14 protein-coding genes and 6 tRNA genes are annotated in these 19065 nt (G+C 46.9%); 13 read left to right on the top strand and 7 right to left on the bottom strand.

Translation table 11 applies throughout. The annotated features are described in order from the left end of the window. Nucleotides 1-34: 34 nt before the first annotated feature. The 6 genes from ACSF8W_RS19260 to ACSF8W_RS19235 all read left to right on the top strand — a co-directional run bounded on the left by ACSF8W_RS19260 (nucleotide 35) and on the right by ACSF8W_RS19235 (nucleotide 6371). Nucleotides 35-2584, top strand: a complete 2550-nt coding sequence (locus ACSF8W_RS19260) for an Ig-like domain-containing protein (protein WP_500848775.1) — start codon at nucleotides 35-37, stop codon at nucleotides 2582-2584. 139 nt (nucleotides 2585-2723) lie between these two features. Beyond that, nucleotides 2724-3020: a DUF2607 family protein gene (locus ACSF8W_RS19255; RefSeq protein ID WP_500848774.1), complete on the top strand. Its 297-nt coding sequence runs from the start codon at nucleotides 2724-2726 to the stop codon at nucleotides 3018-3020. A 43-nt stretch (nucleotides 3021-3063) separates the two neighbouring features. Further along, nucleotides 3064-3729 carry a zinc uptake protein ZrgA gene (gene zrgA / locus ACSF8W_RS19250; protein ID WP_500848773.1) on the top strand — a complete coding sequence of 222 codons (666 nt, stop codon included), beginning with the start codon at nucleotides 3064-3066 and terminating at the stop codon, nucleotides 3727-3729. Between the two features lie 137 nt (nucleotides 3730-3866). Beyond that, entirely contained in the window at nucleotides 3867-4583 is a 717-nt protein-coding gene (locus ACSF8W_RS19245; RefSeq protein ID WP_500848772.1) for an ABC transporter ATP-binding protein, read from the top strand. Continuing rightward, nucleotides 4580-5839, top strand: coding sequence for an ABC transporter permease (locus ACSF8W_RS19240; RefSeq protein ID WP_500848771.1), 1260 nt, complete (start codon nucleotides 4580-4582; stop codon nucleotides 5837-5839). The genes ACSF8W_RS19245 and ACSF8W_RS19240 overlap by 4 nt, the downstream gene beginning before the upstream one ends. A gap of 34 nt (nucleotides 5840-5873) precedes the next feature. Next, a complete protein-coding gene (locus ACSF8W_RS19235) occupies nucleotides 5874-6371 on the top strand; it encodes a DUF3299 domain-containing protein (RefSeq protein WP_500848770.1) in 498 nt (165 codons plus the stop codon). Between the two features lie 56 nt (nucleotides 6372-6427). On the opposite strand, the gene ACSF8W_RS19230 is transcribed toward ACSF8W_RS19235, so the two are convergent. From ACSF8W_RS19230 to ACSF8W_RS19200, 7 genes are all read right to left on the bottom strand, one after another. Continuing rightward, on the bottom strand, nucleotides 6428-7576 hold the full coding sequence (locus ACSF8W_RS19230) for an S-(hydroxymethyl)glutathione dehydrogenase/class III alcohol dehydrogenase (RefSeq protein ID WP_500848769.1): 1149 nt from the start codon (nucleotides 7574-7576) through the stop codon (nucleotides 6428-6430). A 353-nt stretch (nucleotides 7577-7929) separates the two neighbouring features. Next, nucleotides 7930-8005 (bottom strand) — tRNA-Val (locus ACSF8W_RS19225). 50 nt (nucleotides 8006-8055) lie between these two features. Further along, a tRNA-Val gene (locus tag ACSF8W_RS19220) sits at nucleotides 8056-8132 on the bottom strand. Between the two features lie 35 nt (nucleotides 8133-8167). Continuing rightward, nucleotides 8168-8244 (bottom strand) — tRNA-Val (locus tag ACSF8W_RS19215). Between the two features lie 9 nt (nucleotides 8245-8253). Then, nucleotides 8254-8329, bottom strand: a tRNA-Val gene (locus tag ACSF8W_RS19210). 51 nt (nucleotides 8330-8380) lie between these two features. Continuing rightward, nucleotides 8381-8457, bottom strand: a tRNA-Val gene (locus ACSF8W_RS19205). A gap of 35 nt (nucleotides 8458-8492) precedes the next feature. Next, a tRNA-Val gene (locus tag ACSF8W_RS19200) sits at nucleotides 8493-8569 on the bottom strand. Between the two features lie 640 nt (nucleotides 8570-9209). Between ACSF8W_RS19200 and ACSF8W_RS19195 the strand changes: the two genes are divergently transcribed. The 7 genes from ACSF8W_RS19195 to ACSF8W_RS19165 form a co-directional block, all read left to right on the top strand. Beyond that, the gene (locus ACSF8W_RS19195; RefSeq protein ID WP_500848768.1) at nucleotides 9210-11342 is read left to right on the top strand and encodes a type I secretion system permease/ATPase; all 2133 of its coding nucleotides are present in this window, start codon (nucleotides 9210-9212) and stop codon (nucleotides 11340-11342) included. Continuing rightward, nucleotides 11332-12699 carry an HlyD family type I secretion periplasmic adaptor subunit gene (locus ACSF8W_RS19190; RefSeq protein WP_500848767.1) on the top strand — a complete coding sequence of 456 codons (1368 nt, stop codon included), beginning with the start codon at nucleotides 11332-11334 and terminating at the stop codon, nucleotides 12697-12699. The genes ACSF8W_RS19195 and ACSF8W_RS19190 overlap by 11 nt, the downstream gene beginning before the upstream one ends. A gap of 42 nt (nucleotides 12700-12741) precedes the next feature. Next, nucleotides 12742-14046, top strand: a complete 1305-nt coding sequence (locus tag ACSF8W_RS19185) for a TolC family outer membrane protein (RefSeq protein WP_500848766.1) — start codon at nucleotides 12742-12744, stop codon at nucleotides 14044-14046. 3 nt (nucleotides 14047-14049) lie between these two features. After that, on the top strand, nucleotides 14050-14661 hold the full coding sequence (locus tag ACSF8W_RS19180) for an OmpA family protein (protein ID WP_500848765.1): 612 nt from the start codon (nucleotides 14050-14052) through the stop codon (nucleotides 14659-14661). Nucleotides 14662-14704: 43 nt separating this feature from the next. Continuing rightward, nucleotides 14705-15337 carry a transglutaminase-like cysteine peptidase gene (locus ACSF8W_RS19175; RefSeq protein WP_500848764.1) on the top strand — a complete coding sequence of 211 codons (633 nt, stop codon included), beginning with the start codon at nucleotides 14705-14707 and terminating at the stop codon, nucleotides 15335-15337. Between the two features lies 1 nt (nucleotide 15338). Further along, on the top strand, nucleotides 15339-17258 hold the full coding sequence (locus ACSF8W_RS19170) for a bifunctional diguanylate cyclase/phosphodiesterase (protein ID WP_500848763.1): 1920 nt from the start codon (nucleotides 15339-15341) through the stop codon (nucleotides 17256-17258). Between the two features lie 15 nt (nucleotides 17259-17273). Then, on the top strand, nucleotides 17274-19065 hold a 1792-nt coding region (locus tag ACSF8W_RS19165), incomplete at its 3' end, for a retention module-containing protein (RefSeq protein ID WP_500848762.1).

The following is a 19065-nucleotide window of genomic DNA, read 5'->3' as shown; positions in this document are numbered from 1 at the left end:
GCCTTTAAAGTAACTATGAGTAAGGACATTCACTATGCGTAAAATTTTTATACCGTCAGCGATAGCGTTGGGTTTGGCGTCTGCTTATCCTGCGTTAGCGTTTGATTGTACGGCATTGCCAGAATGGCAAAGTAACGTCGCTTATAATGGCGGGGCGAAAGTCCAGCAGGGCGGCGAAGCGTATCAATCCAACTGGTGGTCGTCAGGCAATAGTCCTGATCAACATTCCGGACAATGGCAAGAGTGGTCATCACTTGGCCAATGTGATAATGGCGGTAACACAAACCAGCCACCGACTATCGACGTAACCTCTCCTTTGAACAATGCCCAATTTACGGACGGCGATAGTATTACGCTTTCAGCAACGGCTGCAGACAGCGACGGTAGTGTGCGTGATGTTGAATTTTTGTTGAACGGTTCAAGCGTCGGGGTCGTTGATACTGCTCCTTATACGTTGACATGGAAAGCCATGACTGGCCAACACACCATCACTGCAGTGGTGACCGACAATGAAGGTGCGGTGACACAAGATAAGGTGAAAATCACGGTTAACCCCGCTGACGGTGGCGTCCCTCCGGTGGTGGACTTGGCTTACCCAACAGCCAACGCACAGATCAAAGACGGTGAACAAGTCGTCTTGAAGGCCAATGCCTCTGATGCAGACGGTACGGTGACGCGCGTTGAGTTCTACGTGGATAACCAGCTGGTGGGCAGTGATGACACCGCGCCTTTTGAAACGGTATGGGCAGCGACACAAGGCTCGCACAGCTTTAAAGTGAAGGCTATCGATTCGGATAACTTGGCCGTATGGTCACAAGACGTGACGGTTGCTGTCGAAGGGGCAACGGGCACTGGCGGTTGTGCCGGAGTGCCGCAATATAAAGCGGGTACGAAATACGCGGCAGGCGATGTGGTTCAGAACATGAACTACAAGTACGAGTGTGACATTGCCGGTTGGTGTTCATCGGATTCAGCGTGGGCGTATGAGCCAAACACGGGCGCTTACTGGCAGGAAGCTTGGACAGAGCTGGGCATTTGTGCCATTGGCCCTGTTGTCACATTCACTACGCCAGCGGATAACGCCACGGTATTAGCGGGTGAAACCGTGACCTTGGCGGTAGAAGCAACGGATGCCGACGGTTCAATCAGCGGTGTCGAATTCTTTGCCGCAGGGCAGAGCCTTGGTGTGGACTCACAAGCACCGTACAGCGCGAATTGGCTAGCCAGTGGTAACAGCGAAGTGAGCCTAAGTGCGGTCGCGACCGACAATGAAGGGAATGAAGGTAAAGCCGGTGTCTTGGTGAAAGTGAGCGATCAACCATTGGTTGCCTCTTTAACCTCGCCAACCAGCGGTACGACGGTCGGCTTAGGGAAAGCGATCAACATGGCCGCTGAAGCAACGTCGATGAGCGGTACCGTGACAAAAGTGGAGTTTTTGGTTAACGGCCGCGTGGTTGCAACCGATACGTCTGCACCTTACACCGCGACGTGGATGCCTGGTGCGGTAGGTAGCTACAGTATTTCTGCGCTTGCGACGGATAATACGGGCTTAACGGCGGCGACCGCGGGTGCAACTGTGAAAGTGTTCGAGCAATCTGCGGTGAAACATAAGTTGATCGGCTACTGGCACAACTTTGTTAACGGCGCAGGCTGTCCGATGAACTTGAGCGAAATGTCGAAAGCATGGGACATCATTGATATCGCATTTGCAGAAAATGATCGTGGCAGTGACGGTACCGTTCACTTTAATCTTTACAGCGGCGACATTCACAGTGATTGTCCGGCACTTGACCCTCAGCGATTCAAGCAAGATATGGCAGCGCTTCAAGCCGAAGGCAAAGTGTTTGTTCTGTCGCTGGGTGGTGCAGAAGGCACGATTACGCTAAACACCGATACCGATGAAGCAAACTTCGTGAGCAGCTTGACGGATGTCGTGAAAGAGTGGGGCTTTGACGGGTTAGACATCGACTTAGAAAGCGGTTCTAACTTGCTGCATGGCACACAAATTCAGGCGCGCTTACCGAGAGCACTGAAACAAATTGAAGCAAACATGGGCGGGGATATGTACCTGACTATGGCACCAGAACACCCTTACGTACAAGGCGGTATGATTGCGTACAGTGGTATTTGGGGCGCATACATTCCATTGATTGATGAGCTACGTGATACGTTAGATCTCCTACACGTTCAGCTTTATAACAATGGTGGCATGCCAAACCCATACCTACCCGGTGCTGCGCCAGAAGGCTCTGTGGATATGATGGTGGCACAGTCTAAGATGTTGATTGAAGGTTTTGAATTGGCCAATGGTCAGCGCTTTGCACCACTGCGTGATGATCAGGTCGCGATTGGTTTGCCATCAGGCCCAAGTTCAGCCAACTCAGGTCAAGCGCCAACGCAGAACATTTTGGACGCACTGGACTGTCTGACCAAAGGCACCAAGTGTGGCACGGTGAAACCTGCGTTTAATTACCCGAACTACGGTGGGGTAATGACATGGTCTATCAACTGGGATAAGCATGACGGTTACAACTTCTCTGGCCCTGTGGGCGATAAGTTGAAAGCCATGAATGCGGGGCAGTAACGGTCATTCTTCTGTTATTTCTCGATAAATGATCAAACCGCCAGCCTATGCGCTGGCGGTTTTATTTTTCACAAAGCACTGACACGGCTGTTCGGTATTGTTATATTATAACAATATCAAGGATGAAGAGTATTCAGTCATGGCTAGTCGCCGATCTCACCATTTAAAAACGCGTTGTATTGCGGTGTGTGCGATCGTTCTAGCGATATGGTTCAATGTCGCGGTGGTAAGCCACCAGGTCGACAGTGATCCAAGCCACCATCTACATCACCACTGTGAATTATTCTCAGCCGCGCAATATGGCCTGTCTCAAGCCGTGCCTGTCGTGCCCCTTATCCCATCATTTGAAGGGTTTGATGTTACTTTTTTCACGGAAAAAGCCAGAACCCAGCATTTTGCTTATCTTGCGCGTTCACCGCCGTTCCTTACTGATTAATCACGTTTACTATTTTGACTATTGATTATTAAGGATTGGATTCATGACGGCCAAATCTCACGTTGCTCTTTCTGTGGGGCTTGTTTTAAGTGCCACTATTTTCACGGCTTCTGCGTTTGCAGAGGATCATTTTCGCCAGCATGATGCCCATGTGCACGGGCAAGTTGAGTTTAACATCGCTCAAGATGGCCATGATTTATTGATTGAAATCACCGCGCCAGGGGCTGATGTTGTTGGTTTTGAACATCAGCCACAAACCCAAAAGCAGCAGCAACACGTTAACCAAGCGACGGAGCAACTTGCTCAGGCAAATACACTGTTTACCCTTAATCGTGGCGCACAGTGCACACTTGAACAGGCATCGGTGCATCACACACTCGGTGAGATGGATGCTCACGCTAAACACGATGAGCACCATGATCATGATGCTCATAAAGACCATACGTCTCACGAAGAACATGACTCTCATGATGATCACGACCATCATGAACATGAAACAGATGCGCATCATGATAATCACAATGACGGGCATGGTGCGTTTACTGTCGAGTATCACTACCACTGTGATGATATTGCCGATTTAAAACGTATTGAAACTCAGTGGTTCACTCATTTTACTGACACCCAAATGATTCACGTTAACCTTCTGACGGATAACGCTCAAACAGCCATTGAGCTGTCTGCAGGTAAGGCAGTGATTTCGTTATAGTCAGGTTTTTGATTTCAAAATGCTTGATTTCAAGGTGCCTGATGTTGAGGTGCCAGTTTTGAGGTGATTGATTTTAAGGTAACAGGTTTGTAGGGCAGGGTAGCCTCTGCCCTACAAGCATGAATGTGGACAGTACAATGAGTGATGTAACAGTGAATATAACGCCCCCAGTGGTGACATTGCGTGAGGTGGTTTTCTCATGGCCACAAGCGTCTTCCCCCGTATTGAGCATTCCAGCACTCACGATTGGCCAAGGGGAGCATGTATTTATTAAAGGCCCGAGTGGTTGCGGTAAATCGACCTTGCTCGGCCTGTTAACCGGTATTCACCAAGCCCAGCACGGGCGAGTTGAGATTTTGGGGACGGATGTCAGTCAATTGACCGCCAGCCAAAGAGACACATTCAGAGCGGACCATATTGGCTATATTTTCCAGCAGTTTAATCTATTGCCTTATTTGAATGTGATTGAAAATGTTATCTTGCCTTGTCACTTTTCTAAACAAAGAAAACAGCGACTCACGATGCCTGCCGACGAAACGGCAAGGCATTTATTGCAACGTTTGCACTTGCCTGAAGCGCAATTCAACAAGGCAGTTGTCGCGCTCAGTATTGGTCAGCAACAACGTGTCGCGGCAGCAAGAGCACTGATTGGATCGCCTGCGTTAATTATTGCCGATGAACCGACATCAGCGCTGGATCATGATAATCGCCATGCTTTTATTCAATTACTGATGGAACAAGCGAACGCTGCCCAATCAACACTGATCTTTGTGAGTCACGATCCCACTCTCGAACCGTTGTTTGATTGCGTCATTGATTTACAGCAACTGAATCACGCGGAGATGGCATCATGAAAGCGATTGCGATGCTCGCTTGGAAAAGCGTGATGAACCGTAAAGCTACGGCCATGCTAACGATACTCACGGTGGCGATTTCCGTGATTCTGTTGCTGGGGGTGGAGCGCATTCGTACGCAAGCTAAGACTAGCTTTGCCAATACCCTGTCAGGGACCGACCTTATTGTTGGCGGCCGATCGGGTCAGGTTAATTTACTGCTTTATTCTGTTTTTCGCATAGGTAACGCCACCAATAATATCGACTGGAAAAGCTATCAGGCGTTTAGTCAGCATCGTGCTGTGAAGTGGGCGATCCCGATTTCGCTGGGGGACTCGCATAAAGGTTTTCGAGTCATGGGAACGAACGACCAGTACTTCGCGCATTTTAAATATGGCCGTAAACAGCCACTGGCGTTCTCACAAGGCAAAGCGTTTGCAGGGTTGTTTGATACGGTGATTGGGGCGGATGTCGCCAAAACGCTGGGTTACCACATCGGCAGTGAAATCATCATTGCACACGGTATCAGTGATGTTGGCTTTAGCCGCCATGATCAGTTGCCGTTTAAGGTCGTGGGTATTCTTGCACCAACAGGGACACCTGTCGACAAAACGGTGCATGTGTCGTTAGAAGCCATCGAAGCCATTCATGTGGGGTGGGAGTCGGGTGCCCATCTCGGTAGCACGCCGACGGCAGAACAATTGACTCAGCATCAGTTCCAGCCGAAGCAAATCACTGCGATGTTGCTGGGACTGAAATCGAAAATTCAGACCTTTGCTTTACAACGGCAGATCAACACTTACAGCCAAGAGCCGTTGAGCGCCATTTTGCCGGGGGTCGCATTGCATGAGTTGTGGGGCATGATGTCTGTCGCTGAACAAGCGTTGATGGCGGTGTCTGCTTTTGTTGTGATTGCAGGGTTGCTCGGCATGCTCAGCAGCTTATTGACCAGCTTACAGGAAAGACGGCGTGAAATGGCGATCCTGAGAGCGATGGGGGCAAGACCTAAGCACGTTTTTGCCTTGCTGATCAGTGAAGCCAGTGCGCTAACCTTCGCCGGTATTCTTGTCGGTGTGGCAGGGTTATACCTTGTGTTGGGTGTTGCCCATCCCATTATTCAGCAACAGTATGGTATCAACCTCGCATTGACGGGGATGACGGCATATGAATGGATGTTACTGGGGATCGTACAATTTGCCGGTATGGCAATGGGCTTTATTCCTGCACTCAGTGCGTATAAACAGTCGCTTAGCGATGGTATGACAATTCGAATTTAAATACGAATATGAATAGACGGGTATGAATACAAACATGAAAAAAATACTGTTATCACTGCTATGTGTTATAGCCACCCTCGTTCCGACGATCAGTTACGCCTCTGATGATCTCCTCGTTTTGGATTGGATTGATCTCGTGCCAGAAAATGAACGCAACCAATTTGAACTGAATGGTATGCCAATGATTGATCATTCAGGGGAGCAGGTACAACAATCAACGGTCGGGAAGGTGAGGCCAGAGTTAAACGGCAGTACCGTGAAAATTCCCGGCTTTGTTATCCCTTTAGAAGGTGATGAGAAAGTCGTGACGGAGTTTTTGTTGGTGCCTTACTTTGGGGCCTGTATCCATGTGCCACCGCCGCCAGCAAACCAGATTATTTACGTAAAATTCCCCAAAGGTGCGCCAGTGCAAGCGTTATGGGATGTGATTTATGTGATTGGTAGGCTGAAAACCGTGCACGTAAGCCATGAATTGGCAGAAGTGGGTTATGTCATCGAAGGAACAGAGATTGCTGAATATGATGATATGTGAGTGATTGTCTTGTATCGCTAACGTGATGAGCCTTCCGAAGAAGGCTCATCGACAGCTTACTTATCCATGTGTAGAACAGTACGGATAGATTCGCCTTTGTGCATCAGTTCAAACGCTTCGTTAACGTCTTGTAGACCCATGGTATGGGTGATGAACTCTTGCAGACCAAATTCACCCGCCATGTAACGGTTAACGATTTCTGGTAGCTCAGAGCGGCCTTTAACACCACCGAAAGCAGAACCACGCCATACTCGGCCTGTCACAAGCTGGAATGGACGGGTTGAGATCTCTTGGCCCGCACCGGCAACACCGATGATGACAGATTCGCCCCAACCTTTGTGGCAGCACTCAAGTGCTTGACGCATCACGTTTACGTTACCGATACACTCAAATGAGTATTCAACGCCACCGTCTGTCATTTCAACAATCACATCTTGAATAGGCTTGTCGAATTTCATTGGGTTGATGCAGTCAGTCGCGCCAAGCTGTTTTGCTAGCTCGAATTTGCTCTCGTTGATATCCACACCGATGATGCGATCAGCACCGGCCATGCGTGCACCAATGATGGCAGAAAGGCCGATACCGCCTAGGCCGAAGACTGCCACGTTGTCGCCTTTTTCCACTTTCGCCGTATTAAGTACTGCGCCCATCCCGGTGGTTACGCCACAGCCAAGTAGACACACTTCTTCAAGCGGTGCTTCTTTGTTCACTTTCGCCAGTGAGATTTCAGGCAGAACCGTGTACTCAGAAAACGTAGAACAACCCATGTAATGGAAAATGGTTTCACCATTAATAGAGAAACGGCTAGTACCGTCAGGCATCAGGCCTTGGCCTTGAGTGACGCGTACCGCTTGGCAAAGGTTTGTTTTGCCTGATTTGCAGAACTTACACTCACCACATTCAGCAGTGTAAAGTGGGATAACATGGTCGCCAACTTCCACACTTGTTACGCCTTCGCCGATCATTTCAACGATGCCGCCGCCTTCGTGGCCAAGAATAGAAGGGAAGATACCTTCAGGATCGTCACCCGATAGAGTGAAAGCATCAGTATGACAAACACCGGTTGCAACGATGCGAACAAGCACTTCGCCCGCTTTAGGAAGCTGTACATCCACTTCTTCCATTTTTAGCGGTTCGCCCGCCGCCCAAGCGACCATTGCTTTAGATTTAATGTGTGTTTGACCTGGTTTGATTTCAAGTGCCATTGGATTGTCCTTATTGCTTACGTCTTGATAGACAAATAAACAGAAAAAAATGGGGTAAGGATGAGCATGTGTATGAGTGTCGTTAAGCTCCCTCATTTGCTCTATCGCCTTGTTGGTGGGCAGTATAGGGGATTGTGGAAATTTGATAATCCCATCAAAACGAAAATGAATATTACCTATATGTAATAATGTGTTTTGTTTGCAGGGAAAGAATGACCGTCAGTGCATGGGATGGATATCAAAAGAGGAGGGATGATAAAGGAAGGCGTACAAGGGGAAAAAGGGAAAGCAGGGAAGTGCCCAGACGCAAAAAAGCCTGCTCAATGAGCAGGCTTTTTTACTTCTTACGAAAATGGTGGGCGATACCGGGCTCGAACCAGTGACCCCCTGCTTGTAAGGCAGGTGCTCTCCCAACTGAGCTAATCGCCCTCAATAATCGCGTTGGGGTGTTTCTAATGAAACGATGCGATTATCAAATTTGGTGGGTCTAGGCGAACTCGAATCGCCGACCCCTACCATGTCAAGGTAGTACTCTAACCAACTGAGCTATAGACCCAAATTTTTCGCATCTTACTGGTTAGGTAAGATGTTTGGTACGACCGAGTGGATTCGAACCACCGACCCCCACCATGTCAAGGTGGTGCTCTAACCAACTGAGCTACGGTCGTACAATAAAATGGTGGGCGATACCGGGCTCGAACCAGTGACCCCCTGCTTGTAAGGCAGGTGCTCTCCCAACTGAGCTAATCGCCCTCAATAATCGCGTTGGGGTGTTTCCGAAGAAACAGTGCAATTATTGGAATTTGGTGGGTCTAGGCGAACTCGAATCGCCGACCCCTACCATGTCAAGGTAGTACTCTAACCAACTGAGCTATAGACCCAAATTTTGTACATCTTACTGGTTAGGCAAGATGTTTGGTACGACCGAGTGGATTCGAACCACCGACCCCCACCATGTCAAGGTGGTGCTCTAACCAACTGAGCTACGGTCGTACAGTGTTCTCAAGGAACGTTGAGCATATTAGCGAGTGATGATCGTCGGTGCAAGCCTTTCAACAGGCTTTTTTTAGCCTTTACGTATCGTTTGCTTACGCTTTGAGCTGCAAGGCTTTTTTATGAACGATGCATGGATAAGAACACGTGATTTGAGTCACATAGATGGAGGGGGGAGGTATTAATGACTGTTGAAGAAAGTCCCAAAGCTGTTGGTGAACGGATAGTCTTACATATGGCGGTATGTGAAGCATATTATATCGCTTGGTTACTTTTGTTGAGTGTGTAGTTAATTATTTGGCGCTTGAAACTGAGTGAATATGCTGCAAAATTGACTCATAACTAAGTTGATGAAGTAAATTAACAAAAAAATATACATTTAAAATCAATATACTCAATATCAATTATTCGCCTGCTCCATAGCGCTGAGCGACTTTAATGCGGAATATCAAATACGCCTTAGGAATTTATTATGCCCTGTTGGTTATGTATTCCACTTTTACGGTTTGAGCGCCCGTATAAAATAGTTATCTGACGGTAAGTAATAGCGCTAATAACATCGTTCAGAGGCAAGACAGAAGAAAAAAAACAGGTAATATAAGCGTCAAGATAGTGACGCTTATTGATAAGGAGGGTGAATATGAAAAACGATAATCATGTATCAGAAACATTGACAGATGCTGTTCGATTAGTGACAACGTATTTTAATTTGGCATATTCACACGAATTATTAGTCTCAGGCATTCCGATGCCTGACGGCGTATTCCATTATTCGCAGCTTCCACCGGCAGTGAAAAATCTTGGATTGGAAGCAAAATGGGTACCTTTTAATGTGGATGCTCTGATCCAATTGGCCTCACCTTTTATTGTTATCAATGACAATAAAGGCATGGTTATTACCCAGATCAATAAAACAGAAGCGACATGTTTAACATCGCATGGACAAATAACGATGTCTGTGGCGGCATTAAGCCAAATGACTCAGCAAGATGTTGCTGTATTAAAAGCATTACCCGTAATAGAAGAAAGAGCCCGTGTCAGTGACAAGACAGCATTGACCGATCATTGGTTCTGGGGGCCAATATTGAGTGCAAAGCGTATTTATGTTGACGTCTTTGTTGCTTCTATATTGATTAACCTGTTTGCACTGGCGACGCCGCTTTTTACCATGAACGTTTACGATCGTGTGGTGCCGAATTTAGCTTTTGATTCATTATGGGTACTGGCGATTGGGGCTGTGATCGTTTTTGTTTTTGACCTGATACTCAAATTAATGCGTAACTGGTTTGTTGATCTGGCGGGGAAAAAAACGGACATATTGATGTCTGCTGATATTTATGCACGCACCTTGGGCATGAAGTTAAAGTACCGCCCAGAGTCAGTCGGGGTCTATAGCCGACATTTGAATGAATTTGAATCGGTACGTAGCTTTTTAGCGTCCAGTACGATCACTGCGTTGATTGATTTGCCTTTTGCCGTATTCATGTTGATTGTATTGACGATGATTGCAGGCCCTTTAGTGATTGTCCCGATCGTCGCCATGTTGATTGTCGCATTGGCCAGTTTTTTAGTTCAAGCGCCACTTAATCGCACCATTGATGAGTCGAACCAACTGTCGGCACAGAAAAATGCCAACTTATACGAAAGCTTGCACGGCATCGAAACCGTGAAGCTGCATGGGGGCGAAGGGCAATATCAATTTAAATGGGAACAATCCGTTGGCCATATGGCGACATGGGGCAACAAGACTCGTTGGTTATCAAGCGCGATATTAACGTTTGCCGGGTTTGCGCAGCAGTTAGTCAGCGTTGGATTGATTGTCTTCGGCGTGTATTTGTTGGCTGACAATGCCATCTCAATGGGGGCGATCATTGCGTCAGTGATGCTTTCGGGCCGTTGTTTACAGCCGATGTTACAACTGGCGGGGTTAGCGACGCGTTACTCGCAGGTGATCACGTCATATCAGCAATTGAATGACATCATGGCCACACCGCAAGAGCAAGAGCCGCAGCGTCGTTATCTTCATGCGGAACAACTCAATGGCAAAGTGGCGTTTCGTAACGTCAGCTTCCGTTATGACGATGATGCGCCAAACATTCTGTCTAATGTTTCTTTCTCCATCGCAAAAGGGGAAAAGGTCGCCATCATTGGTCGTATCGGGGCGGGCAAAACAACCGTTGAAAAGCTTCTGCTTAATCTCTATCAGCCATCGAAAGGTATGATCCTGCTTGATGATATCAATATCGAGCAATACAACCCCAGCTTTGTTCGTAAGCAAATCGGGGTCGTGCCACAGGATATCAATCTATTCTATGGCTCCATTCGTGAAAACATCATGCTGGGTGAACCCGCCATCTCGGCTTCAGCCGTTCAGCGCGCCGCCGAAATGGCTGGCGTGACAGAGTTTACGCGTCATGATGCTGAAGGTCTGGATCGCCAAGTAGGCGAAGGGGGCCGTTATTTGTCGGGAGGCCAGAGACAATCTATTGCGTTAGCCCGTGCATTTTTGCGTACATCGTCACTGTATGTGTTGGATGAGCCAACATCACAGATGGACTCGCGTACGGAAAATCATGTGAAGCAGCAACTAGCGGGTTTAGCGGATGATCAGACTTTGCTCTTAGTGACCCATAAAACCTCGATGTTGGATGTGGTGAATCGCGTGATTGTGCTCGATCAAGGCCGCGTTGTCTTAGATGGACCGCGCCAGCAGGTGTTAGAGGCGTTGGCTGAAGGGCGAATTCGCCAGCCAGGGAGGGCGCATGCAGCATAATGCTTTTTATAGTCAGACAGCTGCCGCTGTCGTTTTGGATGTGCCTAAGCAAGCGCGCGCGTTGGTGTGGGGATCGTTTGCGTTTGTTTTTGTCGCGATTATCTGGGCGAGCATTGCACAACTAGATGAAGTCACTGTCGGTGTCGGCAAAGTGATACCGGCCGATCAAGTTCAAGTGATTCAAAACCTTGAAGGTGGCATCGTTAAACACATTTTGGTGAAAGAAGGGCAGTCCGTTGAAAAAGGACAGCCTTTGCTAGAAATTGATGACACCTTATTTCGTTCCGATTTGGTGGCGGGAGAAGGGGAAATTGCCAGCTTGAATGCGGCCGTCATTCGATTGCAGCATGAAGTCGAGAGCGTTCAGGTCAGCTCGGTAGATCAGCATGCACAGTGGGAAAAAACAGTGTCGGTCTCGTTAGCACCGATTGCTTATTCACCGTTATTCATTCAAGAACACCCGGCGATAGTACAAGGCCAAGAAAGTGAGAAGAAAACCCGTTTAGCAAAACTGAATAATCAATTGCAGACCATTTCTCTTCAGGTGAATGAAAAGCAGCAGTCGATTAAAGAAACTGAATCAAAAATTGAAACGTTAAAGCGTAGTGTTGAGTTAGTCCGTCAAGAATTGGCGATGAGCAAGCCTTTAGCCGCAGAAGGCATTGTATCGCGAGTGGATATTCTCAAATTAGAACGCCAATTAAATGATCTTCGTGGCCAAGTGAGTCAGCTGACATTATCCGTACCTAAATTGGAAGCGGAACAAATGGGGGCGATTACGCGTTACCGAGAAGCGGCCTTTGTTTTTCGTAATGAAGCACAAGCAGAATTAAATGATTTAAACGAAAAGCTCAGTGCCGTCACCGCAACCTCTGTCGGGCTTCAAGACAGAGTTAAGCGGACCATGGTGGTATCACCGGTTGATGGCATTGTTAAAACGTTAAATATCAATACAGTTGGCGGGGTTATTCAACCTGGCATGGAGTTACTTGAAATTGTGCCAAGTCAGGATTCTTTATTGATTGAGGCCAATATAAATCCGAAAGATATCGCATTTATTCGCCATGGTTTAGAAACCATCGTTAAATTCACCGCTTATGATTTTACAATATACGGTGGTTTGAATGGCGTGGTTGAGCATGTTTCGGCTGACACCATTCAAGATGAAGAAGGCAACGAGTTTTATATTGTGCGCGTAAGAACACATACCAACGAATTATCGTCAGGGGATAAGCAATACAAAATTATTCCGGGAATGCTAATTCAAGCAGACATTATGACCGGTAAAAAAACAGTAATGGATTACTTATTAAAACCATTGCTGAAAGCAAAACAAAGCGCGTTGAGAGAGCGCTAACCACGTTTTGTTTTTTAGGTGATTGAGTTTCATGGAGAGATTATGAAAAAGCAGGTGTTATCATTAGTGATAGGGGCGTTATGTGTGCCTACCTCATGGGCAATGTCTTTAGAAGAGGCCGTGTCACAAGGTTTGGCAACAAGCCCAGAAGTTAAAGAAGTGGTTGCAAGCTACAATTCACGTCTTGCACTTTCTGATCAAGCCGTCGCAGATTACCTGCCTTCATTGGATTTATCTGGCGAAGTGGGTTATCAGCGTCGAGAGAAAGATCGTGATACGTACAGTTCAACGGAAGACCTCACTGCCCGTCAAGTGTCATTACGTTTACGTCAGCTTATTTTTGATGGTTTTGGTGTGAGTTCAAATATCGACCGCACAGAAGCAGAAGCCGAGGCTGAACGTTACCGTATTTTATTCTCCGCCGAGAATTATGCCTTGAGTGTATCGAATGCTTACCTCAATGTGTTGCGGGAAGAAAAATTGCTGGTATTAGCAGAATCAAACCTCAAGACGCATTTGAAGTATCAACGTGACATCACGAAAAAAGTGAAGTCAGGGTTGAGTTCGACGGCTGATGTTTCGCAAATTAACGGCCGTGTGGCCCGAGCACAAGCCAATGTGCTGTCAGCACGAAATAACCTTATCGACGTGAATGACCAATTTCTACGTCTCGTGAATGCATGGCCAAAAGATCTCGTTCAGCCAGATGTGGATGATCGTTTCTTGCCAGCCAGTCTAGAAGAAGCATTAGCGTTTGCGAAAGAAAATAACCCAACGGTGTCTTCCTCTGTTAAAGATATCGATGCTGCAAAATCGGCATATAAAGCGTCTAAATCGGGTTATTACCCAGAGATCGATGTCTATGTCGAACAGCGCCTGAGTGAAGATTATGACGGCACGCGTGGCAGCGATGATGACTTCAGCGCCATGGTACGTTTGAATTACAACTTGTTCGGTGGTGGGCGTGATACCGCGAAAGTGGCGGAGTCTGTTGCGCGTTTAGATCAGGCGAAAAACATCAGTGAAAATACGGTGCGTCAGGTTGAAGAAGGCACACGCCTTGCTTGGAGTGCAGTGGATATTCTTAACCAACAAAAAGTGTTCTACCGTCAGCATGTTGAGCAAAGTTATCAGACCCTTAAAGCGTATCAGCGTCAGTTTAAGCTTGGCTCACGCTCACTTTTGGATGTGTTAAACACGGAAAACGAATTGTTTGAAGCAAGAAAGTCGTTTGTGACGGCGGATTATCAACATATCGATTCACAATATCGTTTGCTGAATGCGACGGGCCAGTTGCTTGACGCTTTATATGTCAACACGCCAGAAGAATGGGAAAAAGGAGAATAAGCGATGACAAATAAGGGACTCGTACTTTCATTGCTCACCGGCAGTTTGTTATTAACAGGTTGTGCCAGCGAACCAGTTGGCACGGCGGCAGAGCAAGTGGCAGATCAGTTAGACAATGACTTCGATGGCGTGATTAATGAACGCGATAAGTGTCCGGATACCTTGTTGGGAGCCACAATCAATAATGATGGCTGCCCTGCGGTGGTATCGAATGCCAAGAAGAACGATTTGATCGTGTTATTCGAGCATGACTCTTCGTTGATTGATGCGGTACAGAAAGTGGAAATTAACCGTGCCGTGCAGAAAATGCTGCAAAACCCGCAGCTGATGATTGTACTTGAAGGGCATGCCAGTGCTTCAGGGGCGTCTGATTACAATGAGCGTTTGTCGAAATCCCGTGCATCAGCAGTACGCAAGGCGTTGATCGCACAAGGGGTGGCGAGTAACCGTATCAATATTAAGCCATTGGGCGAGTCAAAGCTGTTACTGAAAGATGAAACGTTACAGGCTGAATCACTAAACCGCCGTGTCACGGCACAGTTTAAGCTGATGGATGAAGCGACCGATCTCAAGTGGCATATTTATTCGATGGAGCCTCGTCGAAGCGGGGTGTAAATTGAGGCGCTTGATCATCGTTGCTCTTTGCGCTGGCATGCTAATGAATCGTGCCAGCGCGCTCAGAGAGCTAGACAGTATCGACTTAGCCAATGCCGTGTCCGTTTATGGGCACACTGCGGAGGCGCGCATTCTTGCATGGAAAAACATCGTGCATGATTTGCTACGCGCCCCTATTCCGGAAACACAACAACTCAATACCGTTAATACGTTTTTTAATCAGTTAGTGTTTATTGATGATGAAAAACTATGGGGGCGAGAAGATTATTGGGCCACACCGATTGAGTTTCTGGGGGCAAAAGGCGGAGATTGCGAAGATTTCAGCCTAGCTAAATATTTTACGCTGCGTGAATTGGGTGTGTCTGATGAAAAAATGCGCCTGATTTATGTTAAAGCGACGTCGATAAACCAATTTCACATGGTGTTGGCCTACTATCCAGAAAAACATGCGATACCGTTGATTCTTGATAATTTAGACGGCGAAGTGAAATTAGCTACACAGCGTGAAGACTTAATACCTATATACAGTTTTAATGCCGACCATCTTTGGCTCATGAAAGAACGAGGAAGGGGACAACTTGCAGGCACGGCGTCCAGATTGAGCAAATGGACAAAAATGCGCAATAGGTATAGTCGTGGTGAGCTTCAAAAGCCTCTGATTAATTTGAGTGAATAATATGAGTTTGTACAAAAGAATTCTGATTTCCGTATTAAGCGTTTTTGCGGTGTTGTACGGCATTGTATTTTATATTCAGTACGCATCGGTTAAAAATTATCTTCATGAACAGCAAGTGAATACGGTGAATAATACCGTGAGTTCACTGTCTCTGCTTATTCCTCATCAGTATGACGAAAATGGCAATTCAGGCGTTGAAGCCGCCATTTTTGCTGCGTTTGACAGCGGCTATTACAAAGAAATTAGCTTCCTGCTTTATAAAGAGGATGATTACGTTACTCGCTTAGCCAGTAATGATGAAAGCCATGTCCCTGCATGGTTTGCGGATTCTTATGGCTTCAAGGAAGTAAGAGAAAGTGTGGTGATTACGTCTGGCTGGGCGCAAGTGGGAGAGTTGGTTGTTATCAGCAATACCAGCATGGCGGAAGATCAATTATGGAAAAGCACGTTAGATTTATCGATGTGGTTTTTCGCTGCCTTTTTAGCGACCGCGCTAATTATCAATCGCATTATTACCTATATTTTCCGGCCGCTTGCCGCGTTGACGCATTATGCAGAACAGCTTGGAAACAATGAATTTGAAGCGCATGTTTCTCAAACCACCGTGTCTGAATTAAAGACATTGAATCAGGCCATGCAGAAGATGGCGTCGAAGTTGAAGTCGGAGTATGAGCGTCAGCAGCATGTGGTGAATAGCCTGCGTAAGCAAGTACAGCAAGATGGCGTATCTGGCTTGGGTAATCGTGGTCATTTTACTGATCACGTTTCGTCGTATTTAAACGAAACCAAGAGTTGTACCGCATTTTTGATTGCCTGCGACAGTTTAGAGGACATCTATCAGGTGTATGGCTTTGAAGCCCGTGACAAAGTGGTAAAGCAAATTGGTTGCTCTTTAGAGTCACTGATGAGCGATGCCACAGTTGTTGCATTATCGCGGATTTCTGCTGCCGAATTTACGGTGTGTTTATCTCGTATGTCGGTGATGGAGTCAGAAAAGCTGGCGAAGAAGCTTCATCAGGTGGTTAAGAAGGCCTTTGCACCCTATACCGATCTCACTGATATCAAGGTGCATATTGGTGGCGCTGTTACTGACTCGGCATCCTCTCCTACACAATTGCTTTCTATGGCGGACAACGCACTTCAGTCGTCAAAAGGTTTGGTGTGGGGGTACAGTATTTATCAGGATGATCAATCTGTATTGAGTAAATCGGCATGGCTGAAAAAAATCCAGTTTGCTATTGAACACAAAAATTATCAGTTACGCAGTATTCCTACTTTGTCATTGACGGATAAAAAGATCGTTCATGATGAGGTTTTTATTTCAATTTGCGACGAAGACACGGTACACAATGCCGGTGAGTTTATTCACATCATCGAGCAACATCAATTATGTGCTATCTTTGACCGTTCCGTGGTGGAGTATATTACTACGACGGTGATGGATAAGAGAAATATCGCCATTAACTTAATGGTCAATACATTTACAAACGCATCGTTTGTAGACTGGGTTGATGCAGTATTACAAAAAAACAAGTATGCATTTAAAAATTGTACCTTTGAAATACCGGAACAAGCATTTATTCATTTCGAGAGCAATATAAAAGAATTTATCACGATACTGAATAAGCACGGTATTAAATGGGGGGTAGACAACTTTGGTCGTCATTATAAATCACTGGATGTTGTCGTTCAGTATAAGCCGCATTACGTAAAATTAGATTATTTGTATGTGTCAATGCTGTCTCGTCAGCAGTCATGTGCCGAACTTATAGAAGCAATCATTAAATCAGCGCATAACATCGATATTGATGTTTATGCGACAAGAATTGAAAATAACGTTCAAAAAGCGAAATTTATTGAGCTTGGTGTGGATGGTTATCAGGGATATATCACAAAGTCACACACGACTGTGACTGAGTAAGGTGGATGGATTTTTATGGAATTACAAACTTTTTCTAAAACAGCTGTCATTGAGAACGTAGAAGGCCGCGTCTTTTATGTTGATGCGAATGGTGTGCAGATTTTTGTAAAGTCGGGTGATCTGATCCCTGCCGGGTCGGTGGTGGTGAGTCTTTCCGGTGCTGAATATGAAATTCATTCATCCAGTGGTCAGTTCCGTGTCGCTGGGCAGTGTGCAACCTGTGACGATGATGATCGTGGTTTTGTTTCTAAAGCATTGGCATCGGACGATGAAATCGCGAAATTGCAGAACGCCATTCTAGCAGGTGCCGATCCAACAGAAGATTTTGAAGCCCCTGCGGGGGGGATGGCGGTTTCGTCGACCAATGCTGGGTTTGTTGAAATTACGCGTTTGAATAGTCAAACCATCGCGGAAGCGGGCTACGATACGGGGAATGTTTTCCTCGATGGTTATGACGTTGAGTTGAAGGGCAGTGAGTCCGATGACGATGGCCCAGAGTTTGCCATTACACTGCATGGACCGATTACAGATGATAATATTATCAATGACGCAGAGACGTCAGTGAATATTACGATTACCGGTTCGGTGTCGGGCGGTATAAAGCCGGGTGCGGAAGTGATCGTAACGGTAGGGGATGAGACCTATGTTGCGATTGTGGATGGCGAAGGGAATTTCTCCGTGTCGGTGCCGGGCTCGCAGTTAGCAGAAGACACGGAAGTGTCGGCAGAACTAGCGGCTGATAGCGATGTGAACGATGAGATCGAGTATGAGGTAGACACTGAGATCTCTGTGCCCACCGTGTCTTTAAATCCAGATTCAAACAGTGGTGATAAAGATGATCAGATCACTAATGTAACACAGCCAACCTTAGACCTCGGCAACATCGACGATGACATTACCCATGTAGAAGTCACCTTAACGGGCCCTTCTGGTACGATTACGGGTGAAGCGGTTGAAACCGATGATGGTTGGGTGTTTATCCCTTCTGAACCGCTTGAAGATGGTGACTATGATGTCACCATTACAGTGACTGATGAGGCCGGAAATACGGCGACCAGTGAACTCGACGATCCCCTGACAATTGATACCGTTGCGACGCCACCAAGCATTACGTTTGAAGACCCAGGTGCAGATGGTATTTACAACCAAGCCGAACTTGGCCCAGACGGCACGGTAACAGCAACGGTAACCTTGCCGGATGACTTTGACCCAAGCAAAGACAAGCTCGTGATTAATGGTGTTGAACACTCTTTGACGGACGATGAAATTGCGGCGGGTAAAGTTGAGATTCAAGTTAACCCAAATGAGACGGTGACAGGGCAGATCACCGATGCGGCGGGTAATACGTCCGATTTGGCATCTGAAACTGCACCGGATGCCGACATTGTTTGTCCGGCACCAAGCGTTGAATTCGTCGGTGATACTAACGGCGATAGCATTTTTAATCTCGATGAAATTGGCGTTGATGGCACCATTACCGCCAATGTAACGCTTACTGATGGCACCGAAGTCGGCGACCGTATCATCATCAAAGATACGAATGGCTCGATTCTTGTCGATCGCGTGATCACCCAAGATGATTTGGATAACGGTATTCAGGTCGAGGTGCCGGTTGGTGCCGGCAATAATGTGGGCGTTACGGCGCAAGTGGAAGATGCCGCTGGCAATATTTCTCCTGAAGCCAGTGATAGTACCTTGGTTGATGCAGAAGCCGCATCCGCTCCGACTGTCGAACTGTTAGGCGACACCAACGGCGACGGCGTCTACAACGGTGAGGAACTGGGCGCTGATGGTACGGTCACTGCGA

Source organism: Photobacterium sp. 270122K (genome assembly GCF_059941365.1).
The sequence above is the reverse complement of the archived record's forward strand: the minus strand, read 5'-3'. Positions and strand labels throughout refer to the sequence as shown.